At 67.7% G+C, this 19,688-nt stretch carries 19 protein-coding genes; 11 read left to right on the top strand and 8 right to left on the bottom strand.

Annotation, left to right across the window (positions count from 1 at the left end; genetic code table 11):
* The first annotated feature begins 32 nt into the window (after positions 1 to 32).
* Together GA0070616_RS24130 and GA0070616_RS24125 are read left to right on the top strand one after the other, a co-directional pair.
* On the top strand, positions 33 to 1,976 hold the full coding sequence (locus GA0070616_RS24130; RefSeq protein ID WP_091087733.1) for a heparinase II/III family protein: 1,944 nt from the start codon (positions 33 to 35) through the stop codon (positions 1,974 to 1,976).
* Positions 1,973 to 3,148 carry a substrate-binding domain-containing protein gene (locus GA0070616_RS24125; RefSeq protein ID WP_091087729.1) on the top strand — a complete coding sequence of 392 codons (1,176 nt, stop codon included), beginning with the start codon at positions 1,973 to 1,975 and terminating at the stop codon, positions 3,146 to 3,148. Before GA0070616_RS24130 ends, GA0070616_RS24125 begins: the two co-directional genes overlap by 4 nt.
* A 115-nt stretch (positions 3,149 to 3,263) precedes the next feature.
* Here GA0070616_RS24125 and GA0070616_RS24120 read toward each other — a convergent pair whose 3' ends face one another.
* The 5 genes from GA0070616_RS24120 to GA0070616_RS24100 form a co-directional block, all read right to left on the bottom strand.
* Complete coding sequence (locus tag GA0070616_RS24120; RefSeq protein ID WP_245712873.1) at positions 3,264 to 4,700, bottom strand: RICIN domain-containing protein; 1,437 nt, start codon at positions 4,698 to 4,700, stop codon at positions 3,264 to 3,266.
* A 309-nt stretch (positions 4,701 to 5,009) separates the two neighbouring features.
* Positions 5,010 to 6,515, bottom strand: coding sequence for a family 43 glycosylhydrolase (locus tag GA0070616_RS29015; RefSeq protein ID WP_091087723.1), 1,506 nt, complete (start codon positions 6,513 to 6,515; stop codon positions 5,010 to 5,012).
* Positions 6,516 to 6,585: 70 nt separating this feature from the next.
* On the bottom strand, positions 6,586 to 7,986 hold the full coding sequence (locus GA0070616_RS24110; RefSeq protein WP_091087720.1) for a family 43 glycosylhydrolase: 1,401 nt from the start codon (positions 7,984 to 7,986) through the stop codon (positions 6,586 to 6,588).
* 858 nt (positions 7,987 to 8,844) lie between these two features.
* Positions 8,845 to 9,252 (bottom strand): hypothetical protein, encoded by a 408-nt coding sequence (locus tag GA0070616_RS24105; RefSeq protein WP_091087716.1) that lies wholly within the window; start codon positions 9,250 to 9,252, stop codon positions 8,845 to 8,847.
* 121 nt (positions 9,253 to 9,373) lie between these two features.
* The gene (locus GA0070616_RS24100) at positions 9,374 to 9,775 is read right to left on the bottom strand and encodes an STAS domain-containing protein (RefSeq protein WP_175440190.1); all 402 of its coding nucleotides are present in this window, start codon (positions 9,773 to 9,775) and stop codon (positions 9,374 to 9,376) included.
* 292 nt (positions 9,776 to 10,067) lie between these two features.
* Between GA0070616_RS24100 and GA0070616_RS24095 the strand changes: the two genes are divergently transcribed.
* The 5 genes from GA0070616_RS24095 (at position 10,068) to GA0070616_RS27790 (ending at position 14,806) form a co-directional block, all read left to right on the top strand.
* A complete protein-coding gene (locus tag GA0070616_RS24095) occupies positions 10,068 to 10,799 on the top strand; it encodes a GAF and ANTAR domain-containing protein (protein ID WP_091091504.1) in 732 nt (243 codons plus the stop codon).
* Between the two features lie 39 nt (positions 10,800 to 10,838).
* Complete coding sequence (locus GA0070616_RS24090) at positions 10,839 to 11,564, top strand: GAF and ANTAR domain-containing protein (RefSeq protein WP_091087709.1); 726 nt, start codon at positions 10,839 to 10,841, stop codon at positions 11,562 to 11,564.
* 459 nt (positions 11,565 to 12,023) lie between these two features.
* Positions 12,024 to 12,428 carry an MmcQ/YjbR family DNA-binding protein gene (locus GA0070616_RS24085; RefSeq protein WP_091087706.1) on the top strand — a complete coding sequence of 135 codons (405 nt, stop codon included), beginning with the start codon at positions 12,024 to 12,026 and terminating at the stop codon, positions 12,426 to 12,428.
* A gap of 818 nt (positions 12,429 to 13,246) precedes the next feature.
* A complete protein-coding gene (locus GA0070616_RS24080) occupies positions 13,247 to 13,849 on the top strand; it encodes a DUF4145 domain-containing protein (RefSeq protein WP_217628228.1) in 603 nt (200 codons plus the stop codon).
* 141 nt (positions 13,850 to 13,990) lie between these two features.
* Positions 13,991 to 14,806 carry a hypothetical protein gene (locus GA0070616_RS27790; protein ID WP_139128988.1) on the top strand — a complete coding sequence of 272 codons (816 nt, stop codon included), beginning with the start codon at positions 13,991 to 13,993 and terminating at the stop codon, positions 14,804 to 14,806.
* Here the strand turns inward: GA0070616_RS27790 and GA0070616_RS24075 are convergent.
* The 3 genes from GA0070616_RS24075 to GA0070616_RS27785 form a co-directional block, all read right to left on the bottom strand.
* Positions 14,803 to 15,354, bottom strand: a complete 552-nt coding sequence (locus GA0070616_RS24075) for a cysteine hydrolase family protein (RefSeq protein WP_091087699.1) — start codon at positions 15,352 to 15,354, stop codon at positions 14,803 to 14,805. The two genes, GA0070616_RS27790 and GA0070616_RS24075, sit on opposite strands and share 4 nt — an antisense overlap.
* Before the next feature lie 4 nt (positions 15,355 to 15,358).
* On the bottom strand, positions 15,359 to 16,525 hold the full coding sequence (locus tag GA0070616_RS24070; protein ID WP_091087696.1) for a hypothetical protein: 1,167 nt from the start codon (positions 16,523 to 16,525) through the stop codon (positions 15,359 to 15,361).
* Between the two features lie 128 nt (positions 16,526 to 16,653).
* Entirely contained in the window at positions 16,654 to 16,875 is a 222-nt protein-coding gene (locus tag GA0070616_RS27785) for a helix-turn-helix transcriptional regulator (protein ID WP_139128987.1), read from the bottom strand.
* 558 nt (positions 16,876 to 17,433) lie between these two features.
* Here GA0070616_RS27785 and GA0070616_RS24065 point away from each other — a divergent pair.
* The 4 genes from GA0070616_RS24065 (at position 17,434) to GA0070616_RS24050 (ending at position 19,481) form a co-directional block, all read left to right on the top strand.
* The gene (locus tag GA0070616_RS24065; RefSeq protein WP_245712872.1) at positions 17,434 to 17,676 is read left to right on the top strand and encodes a DUF6284 family protein; all 243 of its coding nucleotides are present in this window, start codon (positions 17,434 to 17,436) and stop codon (positions 17,674 to 17,676) included.
* The gene (locus GA0070616_RS24060) at positions 17,676 to 18,050 is read left to right on the top strand and encodes an RRQRL motif-containing zinc-binding protein (protein WP_091087688.1); all 375 of its coding nucleotides are present in this window, start codon (positions 17,676 to 17,678) and stop codon (positions 18,048 to 18,050) included. Before GA0070616_RS24065 ends, GA0070616_RS24060 begins: the two co-directional genes overlap by 1 nt.
* On the top strand, positions 18,047 to 18,922 hold the full coding sequence (locus GA0070616_RS24055; protein ID WP_091087686.1) for an ABC transporter permease: 876 nt from the start codon (positions 18,047 to 18,049) through the stop codon (positions 18,920 to 18,922). Before GA0070616_RS24060 ends, GA0070616_RS24055 begins: the two co-directional genes overlap by 4 nt.
* A gap of 91 nt (positions 18,923 to 19,013) precedes the next feature.
* Positions 19,014 to 19,481, top strand: coding sequence for a DUF3307 domain-containing protein (locus GA0070616_RS24050; protein ID WP_091087681.1), 468 nt, complete (start codon positions 19,014 to 19,016; stop codon positions 19,479 to 19,481).
* Positions 19,482 to 19,688: the final 207 nt, after the last annotated feature.

The raw sequence follows: 19,688 nt of genomic DNA, 5'->3' as shown, positions 1-19,688 counted from the left end.
GTCGATCACACTCGCGCTACCTCCGAGGAGTCATGGCCGCTGACCGCTTCGTCGGCCCGCTCGCCTCGGCCTGGCGGGAGGTCGGTGCCGCCCGGCTCGAAGGGCTGCTCCTGCCCCCCGAGCTGGCCCTTCCGGTGCCCCCGGCGCAGCAGCGCGACGTCTGGGCCGAGCCACACCTGCACGGCCCCACCCTGGCCCACCTGCGGGCGCCCGCCGAGCGTGCCCGGGCCACCCCGTGGCCGACCCCGCTGGCCAGCCAGTACGTCCGGTACCACCGGGACGGCGACCGCGACACGTACGAGCGGCAGGTCTTCGCCCGGCAGCGACGACTCACCCGGGCCGCCGTCGTCGCCGCCGTCACCCTCGACGAAGGCTGGCTCGACGAGATCGTCGACGGCGTGACCCTGCTGTGCGAGCAGAGCAGCTGGTGCTGGCCCGCCCACGACGACACCCGCGCCGTGCACGGCGCGGTCCTGCCCACCGTGACGGACCCTTACCTCGACCTGGGTGCCGGTGCGGTCGCCGCGCAGTTGGCCTGGATCGACCACCTGCTCGGCGAGCCGCTCGACGCGTACGCGCCCGGCCTGCGCGCCCGCGTCCGCCACGAGGTCGACCGGCGCGTGCTGACCCCGTTCACCGCCCGTCGCGACTGGCACTGGCTCGGCCTCGACGGCGACGTGCACAACTGGAACCCGTGGATCCACGGCAACGTCCTCGTCGCCGCGCTGCGCCTGGTCGATGACCAGACCCGGCGGGCCGAACTGGTCGACCTGGTCGTCGAAGGGCTCGACCGGTACGTGGCGGTGCTGCCCGCCGACGGTGCCGTCGACGAGGGCTACGAGTACTGGTGGAACGGTGCCTGCCGGGCGCTGGAGGCGCTCGACATCCTGGCCCACGCCACGGGCGGGGCGCTGGACGGCGTACCCGGCGACGCGCTGCGCCACACCGTCGCCTTCCCGCACCGCACGCACCTGGGCGGTGCCTGGTACCTCAACCACGCGGACGGCGCCGCCCGGCCGACCACCACCCCGCCCTGGCACGCCCTGCACCGCGCCGCCCGCCGGGTCGGCGACCGGGACGCGCAGGCCCACGCCGCCGCCCACCGCCGGCCCGACGCACCGGTCGCCGGCGCCGAGCAGGACCTCGGACGGCTGTTGCGGGCGCTGACCGACCCCGGCTGGGTCCACGCCGCAGCCGGCGGGTCGCCGCTGCCGCGTGACGTGTGGCTGCCGTCCACACAGGTCATGCTCGCCCGCCGCACCGCCGGCAGCGTCGAGGGTCTGACGCTCGCGGCGAAGGGCGGCCACAACGGCGAGAACCACAACCACAACGACGTCGGCAGCGTCGTGGTCGCCCTCAACGCGGTGCCGGTGCTCGTCGACGCCGGTCGCCCCACCTACACGGCGCAGACGTTCGGCCCGGACCGGTACGGCATCTGGACGATGCGGAGCACCTGGCACAACGTCCCGCGCGTACGCGCCACCGGTCAGTCACCCGGCCGGGGCTTCGCCGCCCGCCACGTCACCCACGCCACCGACGACACCAGGGCCGAGGTCACGATGGACATCGCCGCCGCGTACCCGCGCCCGGACCTGCGGCACTGGTGGCGCACCGCCCGGCTGGAGCGCCACAGCGGACGCGTCGTGGTCGTCGACGTCTGGGAGCTCGAACCGGCCGTCGAACCACCGCCGACCCACGTCCACCTGCTCGTCGCCGGCCAGGTGCGGCTCGGCGCCGGCCGCGCCGAGGTCACCGCGCTCGACGGTGCCGGCCGGGTCGGGCTCAGCTGGCGCCCGGCGTCCGCCCCCTGCGCCGCGACGGTACGCCCGATCGAGGACCCTATGCTCTTCGACGTGTGGGGAGCACGGCTGCACCGGCTTGAGATCGACGTCACCGCGTTCGGGCCAGCCGGCGAGCTCGTCCTCACCGTGGAGGAGCTTCCGCCACACGAAGCGTTCCTCGGAGGTGCCCCATGACCAAGGACATTCCCGCCGCCGGCACGGCGGAGGCCCGCGGGCCGCTCCAGGTCGCCCGCCGCCAGCAACTGCTGGAGGCGCTGCAACGCGACGGGGCGATGCGCGTCTCCGACCTCTCCCACGCGCTCGGCGCCGCGCCGGTCACCATCCGCCGCGATATCGCCCAGCTCGCCGCCGAAGGCCTGGTGAGCCGGGTCCACGGTGGGGTCGCCCTGATCACGCCGGACGACCCCCCGACCGCCGACGAGGCACCCGGCGCGGGCCCCGACCCGCTCGACGGGCGCACCCTCGGCATGCTGGTGCCCTCGCTGGACTACTACTGGCCGGACGTCGCCCGCGGTGCCGAGGAGGCCGCCCGCGAACTCGACATGCGCGTGGTGCTGCGCGGCTCCTCGTACGACACAGAGGACGACAAGCCCCAGCTCGCCCGGCTCGTGGAACGGATGGCCGTCGACGGCCTGATCATCGCGCCGCGCATGGACGCACCCACCTCCGAACGTACGATCGAGTGGCTCGACCAGCTCGGCTTCCCCGTCGTCCTGCTGGAACGCACGGCCACGGTGGGTAGCCACCACGCCGTGATGGAGTCGGTGGTCACCGACCACGCCCTCGGCGCGGCCATGGCGGTGCGGCACCTCACCTCCCTCGGGCACCGCAAGGTCGGCCTCGTGGTCGCCGCCAACAGTCCCTCCAGCCGACACGTGCGACGCGGCTGGCTCGACGCCACGGCGGAGTGTGGCCTGAACCCGGAGACCACGGTCGCGGCGGTGGTGCCGGACGCCCGCGCACCAGAGCGGGACGCCGCCCTCGACGCCGTCCTCCACCAGTGCCGGGAGACCGGCACCACCGCGCTGCTGGTGCACGCCGACCCCGAGGCGATCGCGCTGGTGCAGCGCTGCGAGGAGCGGCACCTGACCGTGCCCGGCGAACTCTCCATCGTGGCGTACGACGACGAGGTCGCCGAGCTGTTCAGCCCACCGCTGACCGCGGTCCGGCCGCCACGACGCTCCATCGGCCGCGCCGCCGTGCGACTGGTCGCCGACCGGCTCACCGACCCCGATCGCCCCGCACACCGGGTCGTCATCAGCCCGTCCCTGCGGGTACGTGAGTCGACCGCTCCGCCTCGCGTGCTGGGCGACCCCGGCCGGGGTCGCCCAGCACGCGAGGCCTGAGCCCCCGTCAGCGTCGGTACGGCCCGCACACCCCCGGTACCGAGCTGGTGCTCGGTGTCCGGGCCGTACCGTGGATCCGCGGAGTGGTGGATCGGTGGTGGCGTCGGGGCGATCGTCAGACGGCCGTGCGCGACCACTGCTGGTTGGTGCCGGTGTTGCACGGGTACTGCTTGAGGATCACACCGTCCGCGGTCGATGCCGACGGTACGTCCACGCACTTGCCGCTGTGTCGTGCCCGGAGCTGGAAGTAGCTGCCGCTGGCGACCATCTGGAACTGCTGGTTGGTGCCGGTGCCGCAGGTGTACTGGATGAGCTCGGCACCGTCGGCGGTCGACGCGCTCACCACGTCGAGGCACTTTCCGCTGTGCCGGCTGACGATGCGCCAGTAGCCGCTGCCGGCGTCCTGGAACTGCCACTGCTGCCACGCACTGCCACCGTACGTGTACTGGCCGACGCGCGCGCCGTTGTCGGTGTTCGGCGACTGAACGTCCATGGCCTTGCCGCTGTGGCGCACGTTGATCCGGTAGACCGTTCCCGGCGGCGGCGTCGTGGGGCCGCCGCCGACGGTGTCGCCCCACGCGTAGCGGACCCGGTCCGCGCCGGAGGTGTTGCGGACGGCCAGGTTCAGGTTGGTGCCGCTACCGCTGAGCGAGAACATCGAGTACCAGTCGTGGTCGGAACTGCCGGTGCGCTTGCCGCCGAGGGCAGGCCAGTAGGTGCCACCCATCCGGTTGTCGCGCATGACCTGGGCCATGGCGCGGATGTGACGCACGAAGTTGTCGGTGCTGTTCGCGTCGGCGTAGTTGAGGCCGTTGTCCATGGGCGCGCCGAACTCGGTCGCGACCGCGCGGGAGGCGCAGTTGCCGAGGCGGGTCTGGATGTGGCTCCGGAAGGCGTCGTAGGTCATCTCGTTGTAGAAGAAGGCGTAGTGGTGGAAGGACAGCAGCGTCGAGTCGAAGCGGGCGTCGTCGCAGACGTCCCGCAGGTCCTGGCTGTAGCCGGTGCCGCCGATGAGCACCCGGCCGGGTACCGCCGAGTAGTGGTAGCTGAGCCAGTCGGCCGCGACGTTTCGCCACTCCGCCGAACTGTAACCGTGCGGCTCGTTCATCGGCTCGAAGTAGACGTTGGCGTTCGAGCCGTACGTGCTGGTCACCGTGGACCACATCCTGTTCCACGCGGCCAGGTTCGTGATCCTGCCGCCGGAGGCGGCACCGTCCTCCCAGTAGGCCAGGATGACCTTGAATCCACGGGCGGTGGCGGCGTCGATGGCGCCTCGGTAGGCGTCCCACCACGTCGTCCCCACCGTGTGGGTGTTGATGGGCAGCCGGACGGTGTTGACCCCCATGGTGGAAGCCATGTCGTCGTAGAGGGCGTTGGCCTTGGCCCGCACGGTCGCGTTGCTGTCGGACGAGCTCAGGCCGTGCACGACGAGCGGGCCGGTGCTGAAGTTGTCACCCAGCACGGCCCAGTTCATCCCCCGGAACTGGTTGGTGGCGGCAGTGGCCGGCGACGACGTGACGACGACGCCGACCATCGCTGTCGCCGCCGTCACCAGCGCGCCCAGCAACCGACGCGACGACCGGGTGCTCCACGATGGTGCTGACGGGTAACCAACAGACGACATGATCCGTGTCAAGAAATGTCGAATCACTAGATCTGGCCTCTCTGGGTTCGGACATCGGAATGATGTCGTCCGGGTTACATCGGTAACGGAAACGACAATGGGAATCCAGCATTCGAACCGACACGTTCAGAACCGTTCGACTTCGAACATTGTCCGGTACGGCCGACACCCACCACGGACCGGTTTCGTGCCCGCGGTGGGTGTCGGCGCTACCGCACCGCAGTGTGCTGTCGGATGTCAGGATGTCCGGCGGAACGTGGCGTCGGCACGGTCGGTAGCGGTGCTGATCTCGTCGATCCGTAACACGTAGTTGCTGTGCCTGACGTACCGGCTGGGGAAGTTGTAGGACTGGAACGACGACCACGACGAGTTCGCCAGTCCGGCCACCTGGCGGAAGGTGGCGTCCTGCCTGAACGTCGTCGAGCCGTCGTTCGGTTCCAGGCCCAGCACGTAGTTCCTGTGCCGCAGGTAGTGGCCGGGGAAGTTCACCGACTCGAACGACACGTACCCGGATCCGCTGTTCGCCAGTCCGGGCACCACCCGGAACTGTCCGTCCAGCGCCGGGTCGACGTTCGGGTCGATCCGGACGGCGAAGTCCTGATGCCGCACATGGCGGTCCGGGAAGTTGAACGACTGCAACCGCTGGACGGGCACCGCACCCGCGTTGTTGAGCTCGCCCGACGGGCCGGCCAGGACGGTGGAGGTGGAGACGGGGACCCCGAGGTTGGGCGTGCCGTCCGGGTTCCAGGAGATTCGCTGCGCGCGGCTCGTGCGGGTGGTGCCGCAGCCCTGGGAGGGCGAGGAGTTGGCGTGGTAGACGATCCAGTCCTCCGTGCCGTCGGGCGACGTGAAGAAGGAGTGGTGGGCGGGCCCGTACACGCCGTTGGCGTCGTTGCGCTGGAACAGCGGGTCGGCGAGCTTCGTCCACGAGCCACGGTTCAGCGGGTTGGCGCCGGTCAGCTCGAGCGCGCCGATCTTGTAGTCGGGTGTGCCGCAGTAGCTGGCCGAGTAGGTCAGGAACGTGCGACCGCCGCGTTGCAGGACGTAGGGGCCCTCGTTCACGGGGTTGCCCTGACGCTCCCACGACAGGGTGGGCTCAGAGATCAGCGTCCCCAACGACGCCGGCGTCCACGGGTTGGTCAGACGCGTGATGTAAAGGCTCTGCAGGCCGCCGTTCTCGAATCCGGAGTTGTTGGTGAACGCGGAGAACACGAAGTAGTTCACCCCGCTCACCGTCATGACACTGCCGTCGATGGACCAGCCGTTGTTCGGCATCAGGCTCAGCTGGCCCCGGTAGGTGTAGGGCCCCATCGGATCGGTTCCCGCACTTTCCAGCACATGCTGACGCTGACCGCCGCAACACGCACTCGGGCCGGCCGAGTAGTACAGGTACCACCGCTTGCCGTTGGGGCCGTCGAGCAGGTGCATGGTGGGCGCCCACATGTTCGACGTCGCGTTCGGCTGCGACATCGTGAACACCCGGGTCTCCGGCGCGGTACGCAGGCCGCCGAGTGTCGACGCCTTACGGATGTAGATGTTCCCTGTCCAGGTGGTGGCCGTGTAGTAGTAGTTGCCGTTGTGGTAACCGAGCCACGGGTCGGCACTGTTGGGCGTACCGACGATGGGATTCTGGAACGACGAGCCGGGAGCGGCGCTACTCGGGGTGGAGACGGTCACCATGCCGACGCTGAGCAGAACAGCGGCGACCAACGCGGTGACCAGGGATCGTGGACGTATGAGCATGACGCGGGTTCCTTTCTCGGTCCTGCCGGGCGAGCCTCGCCGTCGCCCCCACCGGGCCCGACGGGGCCCGCTAGAGGGTCGGCACGACGGGGCGGATGGTGCCGTCGGCGTTGAACTCCATCCGGTCGACGGTGGTCTCGCGGTTGGTGCCGTTGCCGGCCGGCACGGCGAACCGGTGATAGGCGATGTACCAGGTGTCACTGCCGGGTGCCCGGACGACGGAGTGGTGGCCGGTGCCCTTGATGCCCACCTCGAGCCGCTTCTGCAGCACCACGCCACGCCTGGTCCACGGCCCGAGGGGCGAGGGGCCGGTGGCGTACGCGACCCGGTAGTCCTCACTGCGCGTGTCGTTCTCCGACCACATGAAGTAGTACCGGCCGTTGCGCTTGAACACGAACGGCGCCTCGTTGTAGCCGGACGGCGTGATGACCCGCGCCTGCGCCGCGTCGAAGGAGACCATGTCGCTGTTCAGCCGCACCGCCCGCGCGACGCCCTGCCCCCAGTACAGGTAGGACCGTCCGTCGTCGTCGGTGAACACCATCGGGTCGATGGCCTGCCCGCCGGAGAACTGGTCACTACGGATGAGGGGTCGGCCCAGGGCGTCGCGGAACGGCCCGACGGGGCTGTCGGCCACCGCCACGCCCAGCTGTTTGGCGGTGTTGCCGCTGGCCGCGCCGCCGCTGAAGTACAGGTAGTAGCGGCCGTTGGCGCTGGCCACCGCCGGCGCCCAGGCCGAGTTGTCCGCCCAGGACACGTCCGGGCCGTGGTCGAGGATCACCCCGTGGTCGGTCCAGTTGACCAGGTCGGTGGAGGAGAACGCCTTGTAGTAGGTGCCGGCCCAGCTCGCGTAGCCGTCGGTGGTCGGATACAGGTAGTAGCGGCCGTTGAGTACGGCGATGTGCGGGTCGGCGAAGAGGCCCGGGATCACCGGACCCTTGGTGGTCCGGGGCGCCCACGGCGCGACGAGCCGGAAGGAACTGTCCGCCCGGAACGCGGCCGTGTCCTGGTAGGTGTCGAGCCAGAGCGCGAAGTCGCGGTGCCGGATCCGCCGGTTCGGATAGTTGTACGAGGTGAGCGCCACTGATCCGGCGACCGAGCCGTCCACCGGGCAGAAGGTGGCGTCGGCACGGAACGTGGCGTCGCCGGTGTTGGACTCGGCCCGGAGCCGGTAGTCGCGGTGTCGCAGAAACAGTCCTGTCGTGGTCTGGAACGAGTAGCAGGTCGGGGACGCCAGACCGTTGACCACGGTGAAGGTGGCGTCCCGCTTCGTCTGGGCGGCGCTGCTGGCGGTCACCGGATCGAGCTGACCGAGCTGGTCGACGTGCCGAACGTACCGTCCGGCCTGGTTGACCGACTCCAGCGAACGGGCGCCGGTCGGCAGCGTGGCGGCGTGGGCCGGCTCGTCGAAGACCACCACGAAAGCGGCGGCGGCCACGGCGGAGAGCACGAGGAGTGGACGTGAACGCATCATCGATGCTCCCGACAGTCGGGGTGGAAGCAGGTGGGGTCTGGTCGAAGCGCCAGAGGGGGTCGGCGGTGCCGCCGCCGTCCGGGGTAATCATCCATGTTAGCGTTAACAACTGTTAGCATGCGCTGTCCCGGAGCTTCGCAGTCTTGCCGTGGTTGACTCGCTACACGAGCAGCTCTTCCGTGTCACGCCGATACAGGCAACATGTGTCCTGTTCGTTAAGCTCGTGTTGCGGACAAGTGTTAGCGATCGCATCGTGCGTGTCAAGGAATCGAACAGGCTCGTTCACCTCGGGCTTGCCACACGGCCAGCAGGTGCGCCTGGCGCTGGTACGGCGACCATGACGCCTCTCGGCCTGGCCCACTGGTGGCTGCCGCCGGGATGGCTGAAGTCGATGGCCCGTCCGTCAACTGCCTCGTCGCCGGTCGGGCTGTACCGGGCACTGTGCTCACCGCCGCGTGTGTGGCGGCCAGACGGCCGATCCGGTCGCGGACCGGATCGGCGAGCAGGTGGCCAAGCCCGGAGGAGCCGTGACGGCGCAGCCGTACCGTGATGTCCAGGCGCCACCACGTAGAGCGTAGCGGTCGATGGGTGGTCGGGGTGGCGGGGCGGCGGGCTCGTCCTCCCCCAGGGGTCGAGGCCCGCCGCCCCCCGCCGGGGGTGTGGTCAGTGATCCGGCCGATGTGGTCCGGAGAAGTCCGCGACGGCGGCGCGGCGCCCGTCAGTCCTGGGAGTGTCCAGGATGCGATGCTGTGGAAAGCGGGTGCGTGAGCCGGCGGCGGTGTCCGTGGCAACGCTCGCGAGCACTTGTGGAAGTTGTTGGACAACAGTCGAGAGCGGCAGTCGCATAGTGCTCGCGGTCTACGCGATGTCGTGCCCGCCGAACACGACGAGAGCCAGGATCATCCTCTGCTCTGCGGTCAGGTGATCCAGAGGTGCGGACCGCCGGCGGGATCGCGCATGTGTGAGCTGCGGGAATCGCTCCATGACAGCGAGGTGGCCGAGGCAGCGATGGTAGACCGATCGGGCGAGCCTGGCCCGGGTCACGCTGTCGCTGAGCGACCTGAGCCGGTGGTCGCGGCAGGCGACGGAGATGGCGGAGGCGACGATGTCACCCGACGTGTCGGCGTCACCGAGCACCATGGACGCCAAGGCGAGCAACGCAGCCCCATGGCGTCGGCAGAGTTCGCGGGCGCAGGCTTCGCATACGTGCTCGACACCGACGGCTCGTAGGGGACGGTCGGCGGTCGACGCGGCAACGTCGGTCATGGGCTACCCCCGGGCTCAAGGTCGTTGAGTCGACGACTGATGAGCCACCGGGGTCCAGGGCGGCACCTGTGACTGTAACGCCGACATCGACACGTCGCACCCTGGGCCGACGGCGTCCGAGTCAGGGTCGGAAGTCTGCGATCGGCGCACGGTCGGCTTGCTCGAGCCGCAGTTTCCCCGCGGTTCTCGTCGGGATGGCGTCGTCGATGCGGGCGATCCGGGCCATGTTCGTCAGGCGCAGGATGCGGTGGGTCCAGGGTGACGGGCGAGACACTGTGAGCACTGATCCGGCCGGAATCGCTTCGCGAACCTGCACGAGGAAGTTGGGCAGGTCGGACCCGACATAGGTCAGGGCGTCGACGTCGATGTCGACCCGGTCAGGGGCGGCGACGGTCAGGCGGTGGACGGCGTCGTCCAGTTGTGGTCGTGCGTCCATGTCAAGTTCTCCGCCGAGTTTCACCACGGCTCGTGATCGGTCCGGTGAGAACGTGACGGTGACGTTGTGGGTGACGCTGCCGGGCATGGCTCCGCCCTTTCGAGGGGGCTGGTAGATGACATGCCAGGGTCTCGGGCAGCGGCCAGACGAGAACTTCATCATTGACGTTATCTGCATTCTGCCGCGAGCGCAGCACCAGACGGGGGCCGGGTGAACTTGCGTCCACTGTGCGCGGTCGCCCGGGGTCAGCGTAGGGTGGGCACCGCTGCCCCAGCCCTCGGTAGCACCTCACTGGAAGGTGCACCATGCTCATGGCCTACTTTCAGCATTATCCCGCTCTGCGTACAACCGACCTTCCGCCGCCTTCGGGGTGCCGGACATGACCGGTGTCGACGATCATGTCGCTCGGCTGACGGCGCTTGTGGCCGGCCCGTCGAACCGGGTCGAAGGAAACGGCACGGTGGGGTTGCTGCGGCGGGTGTGCGGAGCGGCGGTGCAAACCCTGTCCGCCTCCGGTGCCGGGGTGGCCATGATGGCCGGCCAGGGCATCCGGGGAGTGTACGCGGCGTCGGATCCGAGCGCCGAGCGCCTCGAAGAGCTGCAGTTCACCCTGGGCGAAGGCCCGTGCCTGGACGCCTACGCGTCCCGGCGGCCCGTACTGGTTCCGGAATTGACCGACAGCGCGATGACCCGCTGGCCGATCTACGCACCGACCGCCCACGACACCGGCGTCCGTGCGGTTTTCGCGTTCCCTCTGCAGGCCGGCGCCGCCCGTCTCGGAGTGCTGGACGTCTTCCGCGACCACACAGGGGAACTGAAACCGGAGGAACTGCGGCAGGCGCTGCTGCTCGCAGAGATCACGGTCGGTGCCCTGCTCGACCGTCACGAACAGAACGGCGACCGAATCAGTCCTGTCGATCTGGACGAGGCGATCGAGGGCCGTGCCGAACTGTTCCAGGCCCAGGGGATGGTGATGGTGCAGCTCGGCGTCAGCATCGAGGAGGCCATGGTACGGATGCGCGCCTACGCTTACGCCGACAACCGCCGTCTCAGTGAGGTGGCCCATGACATCGTCGCCCGCCGATTGTTCTTCGATCCGGATCACACGTGAGACACCCGTCGCCCACAACGGGAAGGCCGAGAGGTTGACATGACGACTGTATCCGCACAACGGCTGGCAACGATCTTCGTGGAGGTTGCCGACACCTTGGTCGACGAATTCGACTTGATCGAGTTTCTGCACATGCTCACCGACCGAGCCGCAGCGCTGGTCGACGCAGCCGCCGTCGGGATCCTGCTGGCCGACCCACGGGGCAAACTCCAGTTCATGGCCGGCTCCGACGAGAACGTCAAGCTGCTGGAACTGTTCCAACTGCAGAACAAGGAAGGCCCCTGCCTGGAGGCGTTCCGCACCGCCCAGCCGGTCATCAACGTCGACCTCGGTGCGGCCGGTGCCCGCTGGCCCAAGTTCGCACCCCGCGCCACCGAAGCAGGCTTCCAATCAGTGCACGCGTTCCCGCTCCGGCTGCGCCAGCAGGCCATCGGTGCCATGAACGTGTTCGGCGCGACCAAGGGTGGCGACTTCGCAGACACCGACGTCACCGTCATGCAAGCCTTGGCTGACATCGCTTCTATCGCTCTGCTCCAGGAGCGGACCATCAACCGCGGAGAAATCCTCACCGAACAGCTACAAGGGGCGCTGAACAGCCGCATCGTGATCGAACAGGCGAAAGGCGCGGTCGCTCAGGCCCGCGGCGTCAGCGTCGATGACGCCTTCACCCGCATCCGCAGCCACGCCCGCAGCCACAATCAGAGGCTCATCGACGTCGCACAGACCATCGTGGCCAACCCGGCTACAGCACAACAACTGCCATAGAGCACCTGGTCATGGTGTTCCTGGCGGTCCGAGCGGGGCGTTGAGGGGACAATCAGGCCTGTTGCCCAGGCGGTTGGAAACGCATACCCGGCCGGATCCGGTGCGCCGATGCGCCTTCGTTTGATGTGTCAGAATCCTGTTGTGCAATGATCGGGATCGTCGATGAACTCGGTCCCCGGCCCGTCACCTTCCTGCGATCGCCACCGGCGCGTACGGCCCACCTCCCGATCAGACAGCTCAGATCGTCGTGCCGACGGTGGGCCCGCTCACACACGTTCAGCGGGTACGACTTGTCGCATTCGACGGAGACAACCATCCGCGCGCCGCGATGACGGCAACGGGTCAACCCGTCCGGATCTGCCGCGACGATCCGCGCGAGAGGCAGGTCGACCGTGTCGGCTGGCGCAGATGAGCGCTGACAGGCTGCCACAACCGTCCACCGTGTGCTTACCTTCTGATATGCCGCACCCCATCATGTTCGACGAGGCTGACCCGATCCTGAGCCGGCTGCGGGCGCTCGCCCTGGCCTTCCCCGACGCGGCCGAGAAGATCTCGCACGGGCGTCCCGCCTTCTTCACCACCAAGGTCTTCGCCTACTACGGCGGATCGGTCAAAGTCGACGGCGTCTATCGGCAGCATGAACATTCGGTGCTCGTGCTGGTTGATCCCGACGAGCGTGCGGCGCTGTTGGAGGAAGACCACTGCTTCGTGCCGGCCTACCTGGGTTCCTCTGGGTGGATCGGGGTGGACCTGACCGACGACACCGACTGGGATGAGGTCGACGAGCTACTCGACGCCAGCTACCGAGGTACGGCCGGCTCACGCAGGGTCGCTGTGCTCGACTCCCGCCGGTCCCGAGCATGATGCCGGCCAGATGAGCGACGACCGCCACGACGGACCCGGCCCATCGGACGCACGGATCGGTTACGCGCAACGGTCTGCCGCAAAGAGACGGCGGACCGGGGGCCTCCACCAGCGCCGTGCACATCAAGCATGGGCAAGCCCAAGGTTGGTAGGTAGGCTGCCCACCTGCCGCGATCCGCGCGACGACGCGGAGGGCTCGGGTCACCCTTCGTCATCCCGACGTCGGCTCAGACAGCCAGCGCGCTCGTGTCGGCTCCGCCTGAAAACGATTGAGGCGGCGTTGACAGCTCGGCCAACCCGGTGAACACCGGCGGCGACGGCGGGGCGCTCCCGACCTCGCACGTCAGCCCACACCGCCATGACAACCGCAGCTGTCAACGGATCTTGGATCTGCTGGCCAGGTGTTCAACGCCTGACCTACGCGTTCAATCTCGGGCTGGTCTTGCTCAGGACCATTGAGCACGGCGATGGAGGCGGGTAGGCGGCAGCTTTCGGGGGCGGTTCACGACTTATAGAAGTAAGTAAAAGCCCTGACCAGAGTTTCTGCTGGTCAGGGCTTTCGTCTGTCGGGACGGCCGGATTCGAACCGACGACCCCTTGACCCCCAGGACGCTTCGCCACACGTCCACGCACGTCACGCACGCTATCCCCAAGATCAGGCCGTTCGGTCGACATCGTGCCGCGCACCATCGCGCAGGCCGTGTGGTCCCCACCTGGTCCCCGGTAGGCCCGATGACCGCGGACTAGATGCGGACCATCGCATCGGCTGCGATCATCTCGCTAGCATGGCGTCACACCGGTCAAGTAGCCTGCCCGGCGTGCTGACCGATACCTGTCCTCGATGTCGAGCCCGCTCCCTCTTTGAAGTCGTCTGGATTGGCGGCTCAGACTGGGGATGGCAGGGCACGACGCGCTACCACGCGGCGTTGGTGTGTGTCGCCTGCGGACGGCCGGTCGCTGGCCTCACAGACCAGGCCGGCAAGAACATCTTCCGCCTATGGGTCGACCGGGTCGACGGGAAGGAGTTCCCCGACGTTCCTAGCCACATCGCCGAGACGGCGGATGAGGCTTACAGGTGCCACAGCATCGAGGCGTATCGGGCGGCTGTCCTACTGGCTAGGTCTGTCATCGAGGCTACGGCCAAGGAGAAGGGCATCACGAGCGGCCCCCTCCTCAAGAAGATCGATGAAATGTTTGACCAGCGGCTAATCCGAGAACATGTGAGGGATGGGGCTCACGAAGTTCGCCACCTCGGCAATGACATGGCTCATGGCGATTTCATTACGCCCGTCCAAGCCGAGGAATCAAGCCTGATCCTGACGCTTATGGGTGAGGTTCTCGAAGAGATCTTCCAATCTGTCGCCAGGGTTCAGCGCGCTCGGGAGTTGCGGGCGGCGAAAGCGGCTGAGACGGGAAGCTAATCGAATCTCCTCGTCCGTGGTGCCCGGCGAGGGGATCCGTGACGGCATGTCTGAGGAGGGTCGGGGTTCGAGGCAGAGCCCCGAGATTTTCCGATCCTGTGACCCTAAGCATTGCCGGGGCTCCCAACGAAAGGATTCAGTATGGCAAAAGCTGGAGTCGCAAAGTGCACGTTCTGCAACGCCAATAGACCATTGACAAAAGAACACATTTTTCGACAAAGCTGGAAGAATCATTTCGGCAAGTCAACCCACAACATTCACGAGTGGGGGTGGCAACGAGATGATTCAGGCCAAGCTGTACATGATTCGAGATCTTATCGCAAAGTCGGCTTCGAGCAGACAGTAAAGGCTTTCTGCGGTCGGTGCAATAACGGCTGGATGAACGACTTAGAACAGGAGGCCGGAAACCTGGTTCTGGCTCTTGCTAAGGGCGAGGACCGCAATCTGACGCCAGAGGACCTGGCGACCATTACAAGATGGGCCGCTAAAACGGCTTTCGTTGTCGAAACAACACTGAAAGCAAACCAAACTAGCCGCGAAGACCAGTACATTGATTTGCAGCAAGGGAAGGTACCCGCACGCTTTCACTTCTGGATGTACCCGGTCATCGCCAACCCATTCGTAAAGACCAGGTCAACACCAATTGGCTTGACAGACAGAGGCCCCTACCGTTCTATCGTTGAGGACGAGTGGCGTCTGACGTCGATCCTCTTTTATCAGGTACATATGCTTTCGATTCACTCCAGCAACGAGAAAATGGACGACCTACTAGCGGTCCTGAACATACCGCGAATCTGCGGCAACCCCGTGAGCACCCGGCACGATGGATGGACTTGGCCACCGGCCCAACCTACCCCCGCCTTCCTTACCGACGAGATGCACTCACTTGTAGTGAATTACATATCCGGCCGACTCCGTGAAGCAGGGATGGAAGCCTGGAATCCACCGGCGTCCTAGCATTTCGAGGCAGTAAGCGCGGTCGGGATGTCGACGAGCCGGATAACCTGTCTCGGCCCAATGAACCGCCGCGCGACGAGCAGTCCCGCCTCGTGAGCATCAGTGCCGGCGTGGCTCGCTGACGCATCCGCAATTAGCCACGGCGTGAGGCCCTGCTCGAATGCGTCCACGGCACCTTTCAAGACGCAGCTTTCGGTGGCGATGCCGCAAAAGTAGAGCTCTTCCCAATCATGCTGCCTGAATAGCCCTACCCCCTCTGGGGTGAACGGGCTATAGATCCTCTTGTCAAGTACCACGCCCCGATCCACATACGGACACAACTCAGACACGAGATCAGTATCAGGGGAAGACTGGAGCCGTTGCCAGCCAAAGAAGCGCTCAAACGGACTGCCCGGGTAGTTCAGGTATCGGGTGAAAAGCGTGTCGCCGCCGGCTGCCTGCCAGCGGCGGACCAGGTCGACAACGACGGGAACGATGTGTGCGGACTGCTCTCGCACGAAGCCGTTCTGCATGTCGGTCACGACAAGCACAGGGCGACCCGATGTCATTGACTTAACCTCGATCCGTATCACGGAGGGTTTCGATGGCTTGATCTAGGGCTGGCATTAGGTCACATGTCCTTAAGATTGCTCGGCGCATTGCCTGATGCTGTCCGGTCTCCCGTAGGCGGGAAACAGTGAGTCGGGAGCGCACTCCCCGAAGGTAGCGCCATCCATATTCCGGCGGCACCCGTGGATCTCGCCCCTGCTCTATCTGACGCGCGATCGCGTCGCCATACGCCCACATGGACTGGATTGCAAGCTCGCACGAGATTATCTCAGGCTCCGTTAGGGAGCGCTCGGCAGAGATCGGGTGGTACACGACTCCGGACCATGAGGCGTAGCCCACAGAGATCCCCGGAACGCCGAATGATTCGATGCCCGTGTGATCGTACGATTCGGCTATCAACGACTGCTCGACCAGTTCGGCATGCGCCAAGTGTTCGTCATCCATCGGGCGATCGCGGTGCAGCAACACCTTCGGCGTCGACATGATGCGTAGCGCGGTTCCTAGAAACTCTGCCGGCCACGCTGGCTCTACAACCCAGTGGGCACCAAGGACGTACACCGCAGACTCATCCTCGACCGGCGCAGTGGGCGCGAGGTAGTCGATAGCCCATTTGATGTTGTCGCCATAGGAGGCGACCCGCCACACGGCTAGCGCCGCGATCGTGGACAACTGCACAGGCTCGACCAGGTGGAAAACCACTGACCCGCACGGCCAGACGTAGAGGGTGCAGTCGCCTTCCGGGTGCTCGACGGGTGCTGAGTAGCAGGTATGCCACTCCCCCACGGCTGCCGCGCAGCCTGCGACCTCCCGCAGTCGCGCAGCGCCGCCAGCGCCGACGAACGCCGTTACGAACTTGTGGGATCGCGCCGAGAAATGCGGCCGGTCCTCAGCGCCACTGGTCAGCTCGCCGAACAGGTCGTGGGGCTTTGCGTCGTACGCCAGGCAGTAGAGCTGCCGGTAGATCGGGTCGGTGACCGCTACGCGCCCGGTCTCGTGGCGGTACATCGTTTTTTCGATGGCCTCAACCGTGGGCGTCTCGCGGATGCCGCGCTGGTGGCCGACGCGGTGCAGCTCTCGCGCGGCGCGCTTACGCGACTCCCAACCGGCCGCCTTACGACGGTTGACCAGCACAAGGTTCGGCTTGTACTGCCGAGGGACCTCAGTGGACATGGGCCGTGTCCTTCGTGTCCGTGCGTGGTACCTGCCCGGATCGCCGCCGGCCGGGCAGTCTCATTGGCAGGCGAGCAACGCGCCGCCGCAGACAGGAACCAAGGACAGGAGGCACCAGATGATCCGACCTAGCCGGTGGTGCCTCGACGCGGCCTCTCGGCCTGCCACTTCCGGATGGTGTCGGGCTGCCAGGCCGGGGACCGGCCGAACATCCGGTCAGGCGCGGGTGCCTGACCGCGTGAGACGTAAGAAGCCCAGGTTGCGCGGCTGATCGGGGCACCTACCGAGGCGAGGTAGGTGCGTACGTGGTCCGTCGTCCACCAGTCGGCGGGCAGGTCAGCGTCAGTCATCAGTACAAGCCTACGCGGTACAGGCGCTTGCGCGAATACAACGTGGCGCTGTAGCGTCACGAATACAACGCCACGTTGTATTCCGTCAGTTGGGGTCCGGGGAAGGCAGTGCGTAACAGCACTGCGCGCCTACGTCCCGCTGTGCGGTCGTTCATTGAGAACTTCAGAGCAGAAGCGCCGCGTTTGATCTGGCTTGCGGTATTCCCGCCTTGAGCCACACGGTGGCCGACCCCTGTAGATCCAGGGCGAGCGGGCCGAGCGGGTCGGGTCTTGGCGCGCGGAACGCCTTCTGCCTCTTCGTACCTGCGGGGTGAGGTACCTGCGCTGATCCAGCGCGGTACCTCACCTCGGCTTTCCCGTCTTGATCCCTGCCTTGTGGAGGTGAGCCGTCATGCCCGTGAGCGTCTTCGCTGCCGTTCGAGTGACCACCAAGAACAGCGCCGTGTGGCGTACCTGCAACCGGTGCGGGCGGCTCGCCCCGCTGGCACCCGATGAGCGTCACTGCCGGTCCTGCCCGCCGACCGTGCGCTCCCGCCGTTCTGGAAGGAACCGATCGAAGTGATCACCAACCTCCCCACCGCTGAGCCGACCGCCGCCGACCTGGCCGCGATCGACAACGAATGGCCGCTGATCGCCGCCGACCTGGACGTGCTCGACGCCGAAATCACGCTGATCTACGCCGAGAACCACGGCGGACCGACCGCCCTGGACTGGCGCAGGTTGCGCCGGGCCGAGGCCCGCGTCACCCGCGCCGCCGCCGAGGTGGCGACCCGCACCACCGACCCGCAGCGCGCGGCCTGATGTCGCGCATCCGTGCCGCCTACTACGACCCGGACGGCACGAAGTACGGCATCCCCACGTATTGGTGGCGCGGCGCTCCCGCCGGCTACGCCACCCGCCGTCAACTCCGCGCCGCCGGTCTCCGACCCGGTGGCCAGCCCATCGCCGCGCAGATCCTTTGGCGCGGCGTGGGCGGTACCCGGACCGCGTACCTGTACCGGGTCGACCTGGCCCGGCCGAAGCGCACCGCCACCCCCGCCCAGCTCCGCGCGATCGACGCCGCGTTGACGGCCCGCCGTACCTGCCCGACCTGCCGGGTTGTCCGGCCCTACTGCATCCCGCGCTCGCTCGGCGAGTGCGTCGACTGCGCCTACCCGATGGAGGAAGCAGCATGACCGCCCCCACTATCAACGGCACCCGCTACCCGCAACCCGTCGAAACGCTGTTGCCGGCCGCCCGCGCGCTGGACCTGCCGGACGGGCAGGAGTTCCCGTCGCGTAACCGGTTGATGCGGGAGTTCCGCATCGGTGCCCCGAAGGCCGATGAGCTGTTGGCCCGCCTCAAGTCCGAGCACGCCGAGCGGACCCGCACCGACACCCTTCGCTCCGCGATGGCCGTCCGGGGTGCCCTGCTGGCACCACAGACCGCCACCGACGCGCCGGCTACGCCGAGGTTGGACTACGCCGAGCCGATCGGCCCGGACCCGACCCCGGTGCCGGACGTGCCCGAGCACACGCCGCCGCCCGCCGAGCCGCCGATCATCCCGCCGGCCGTGCCGCTGGCCGAGGTCGGCACGGTCGGTCACCCGGACACGCCCACCCCACCCGCCACCGGCAAGCCGGCCCGCCCGGCGGTGGTGTGGCCGGTGATCCTGCTGGCGCTTCCGGCGTTCGTGGCGATCTGGTCCGGGTGGGTCGGACTCGGCGGACTCACCGGATTCGGGGTGGTGCACCCGCTACCCGGTATCGCCGACGGGTTCGCCATCAACACCGCGATCACCCTGCCCATCGGCGTCGAAACCTACGGCGCGTATGCCCTCTACGTGTGGCTGTCCGGCCGCGTACCCGCCCGCGCCCGCAGCTTCGCCAAATGGTCGGCAATCGCGTCGCTGCTGGTCGGCGCGCTCGGCCAAGTCGCGTATCACCTGTTGGTCGCCGCCGGAGTACAGGTGGCCCCGTGGTGGATCACCACCGCCGTTGCGTGCCTGCCGGTGGCGGTGCTCGGCATGGGCGCGGCGCTGGCGCACCTCGTTCGCTCGCACGACTAGCCCCGCCCGGCGGCACGGCCCCTGGCCTGGAAACCGATGCCGTGCCGCCGGCCTCACCCCTCAACCCTCACGGACCTTGGGAGAGACACCCATGCTCGCAGACCCGACCAGCGCGCACGCCGCGACCTTCGCCGCTGTGTTCGTTGCCCTCTACGCCGCCCATCAGGTGGCCGATCACTGGATTCAGACCCAGCACCAAGCCGACTGCAAGGGCCAGCCCGGTTGGGCCGGTCGCCTCGCCTGTGCGGCGCACGTCGCCACCTACACCGGGACGGCGGTGCTGGCGTTGGTGTTCCTGATCGCCGGCACCGGTCTACGCCTCGACCCCTGGGGCGTGGCGGTCGGACTCGGTATCTCCGCCGTCACCCACTACATCGCCGACCGGCGCACCCCGCTGCGATGGATCGCCGAGCGGACCGGCAGCGCCGCGTTCTACCGCCTCGGCACGCCCCGGCCCGGCCGCGACGACAACCCGAGCTTGGGCACCGGCGCGTACGCCCTCGATCAGTCGTGGCATGTCGGGTGGCTGTTCATCGCCGCGCTGTTCTGCGCGGTCTGACCGCCCCCGTGGGGCACCCGCCCATCACCGGGTGCCCGCGCGGAGGTGGCCCGACCGGACCACCCCTGACCGAAGGAGCTTCGGCATGAGCTGCCCGCACCCCGCTTTCCACTACACCTACGTCAACGGGAAGAAGTACATGGTCTGCACCCAGTGCGGAGCCATGTGGGAGGTCTGACCCCCGCCCGGCGGCACGGCCCTCCGGCC

Origin of the sequence: Micromonospora nigra (genome assembly GCF_900091585.1) — a bacterium.
GTDB classification, from domain to species: Bacteria; Actinomycetota; Actinomycetes; order Mycobacteriales; family Micromonosporaceae; genus Micromonospora; species Micromonospora nigra.
The sequence above is the reverse complement of the archived record's forward strand: the minus strand, read 5'-3'. Positions and strand labels throughout refer to the sequence as shown.

Bases quoted from the DNA above. Each gene is read 5' to 3' on its own strand.
- GA0070616_RS24105 (WP_091087716.1), bottom strand. From the start codon at position 9,252: ATGACCGACGTTGCCGCGTCGACCGCCGACCGTCCCCTACGAGCCGTC.
- GA0070616_RS24100 (WP_175440190.1), bottom strand. From the start codon at position 9,775: ATGCCCGGCAGCGTCACCCACAACGTCACCGTCACGTTCTCACCGGAC.
- GA0070616_RS24090 (WP_091087709.1), top strand. From the start codon at position 10,839: ATGACGACTGTATCCGCACAACGGCTGGCAACGATCTTCGTGGAGGTT.
- GA0070616_RS24070 (WP_091087696.1), bottom strand. From the start codon at position 16,525: ATGTCCACTGAGGTCCCTCGGCAGTACAAGCCGAACCTTGTGCTGGTC.
- GA0070616_RS27785 (WP_139128987.1), bottom strand. From the start codon at position 16,875: ATGACTGACGCTGACCTGCCCGCCGACTGGTGGACGACGGACCACGTA.
- GA0070616_RS24055 (WP_091087686.1), top strand. From the start codon at position 18,047: ATGACCGCCCCCACTATCAACGGCACCCGCTACCCGCAACCCGTCGAA.
- GA0070616_RS29015 (WP_091087723.1), bottom strand. From the start codon at position 6,515: ATGCTCATACGTCCACGATCCCTGGTCACCGCGTTGGTCGCCGCTGTT.
- GA0070616_RS27790 (WP_139128988.1), top strand. From the start codon at position 13,991: ATGGCAAAAGCTGGAGTCGCAAAGTGCACGTTCTGCAACGCCAATAGA.
- GA0070616_RS24050 (WP_091087681.1), top strand. From the start codon at position 19,014: ATGCTCGCAGACCCGACCAGCGCGCACGCCGCGACCTTCGCCGCTGTG.
- GA0070616_RS24130 (WP_091087733.1), top strand. From the start codon at position 33: ATGGCCGCTGACCGCTTCGTCGGCCCGCTCGCCTCGGCCTGGCGGGAG.
- GA0070616_RS24060 (WP_091087688.1), top strand. From the start codon at position 17,676: ATGTCGCGCATCCGTGCCGCCTACTACGACCCGGACGGCACGAAGTAC.
- GA0070616_RS24125 (WP_091087729.1), top strand. From the start codon at position 1,973: ATGACCAAGGACATTCCCGCCGCCGGCACGGCGGAGGCCCGCGGGCCG.
- GA0070616_RS24095 (WP_091091504.1), top strand. From the start codon at position 10,068: ATGACCGGTGTCGACGATCATGTCGCTCGGCTGACGGCGCTTGTGGCC.
- GA0070616_RS24110 (WP_091087720.1), bottom strand. From the start codon at position 7,986: ATGATGCGTTCACGTCCACTCCTCGTGCTCTCCGCCGTGGCCGCCGCC.
- GA0070616_RS24085 (WP_091087706.1), top strand. From the start codon at position 12,024: ATGCCGCACCCCATCATGTTCGACGAGGCTGACCCGATCCTGAGCCGG.
- GA0070616_RS24075 (WP_091087699.1), bottom strand. From the start codon at position 15,354: ATGACATCGGGTCGCCCTGTGCTTGTCGTGACCGACATGCAGAACGGC.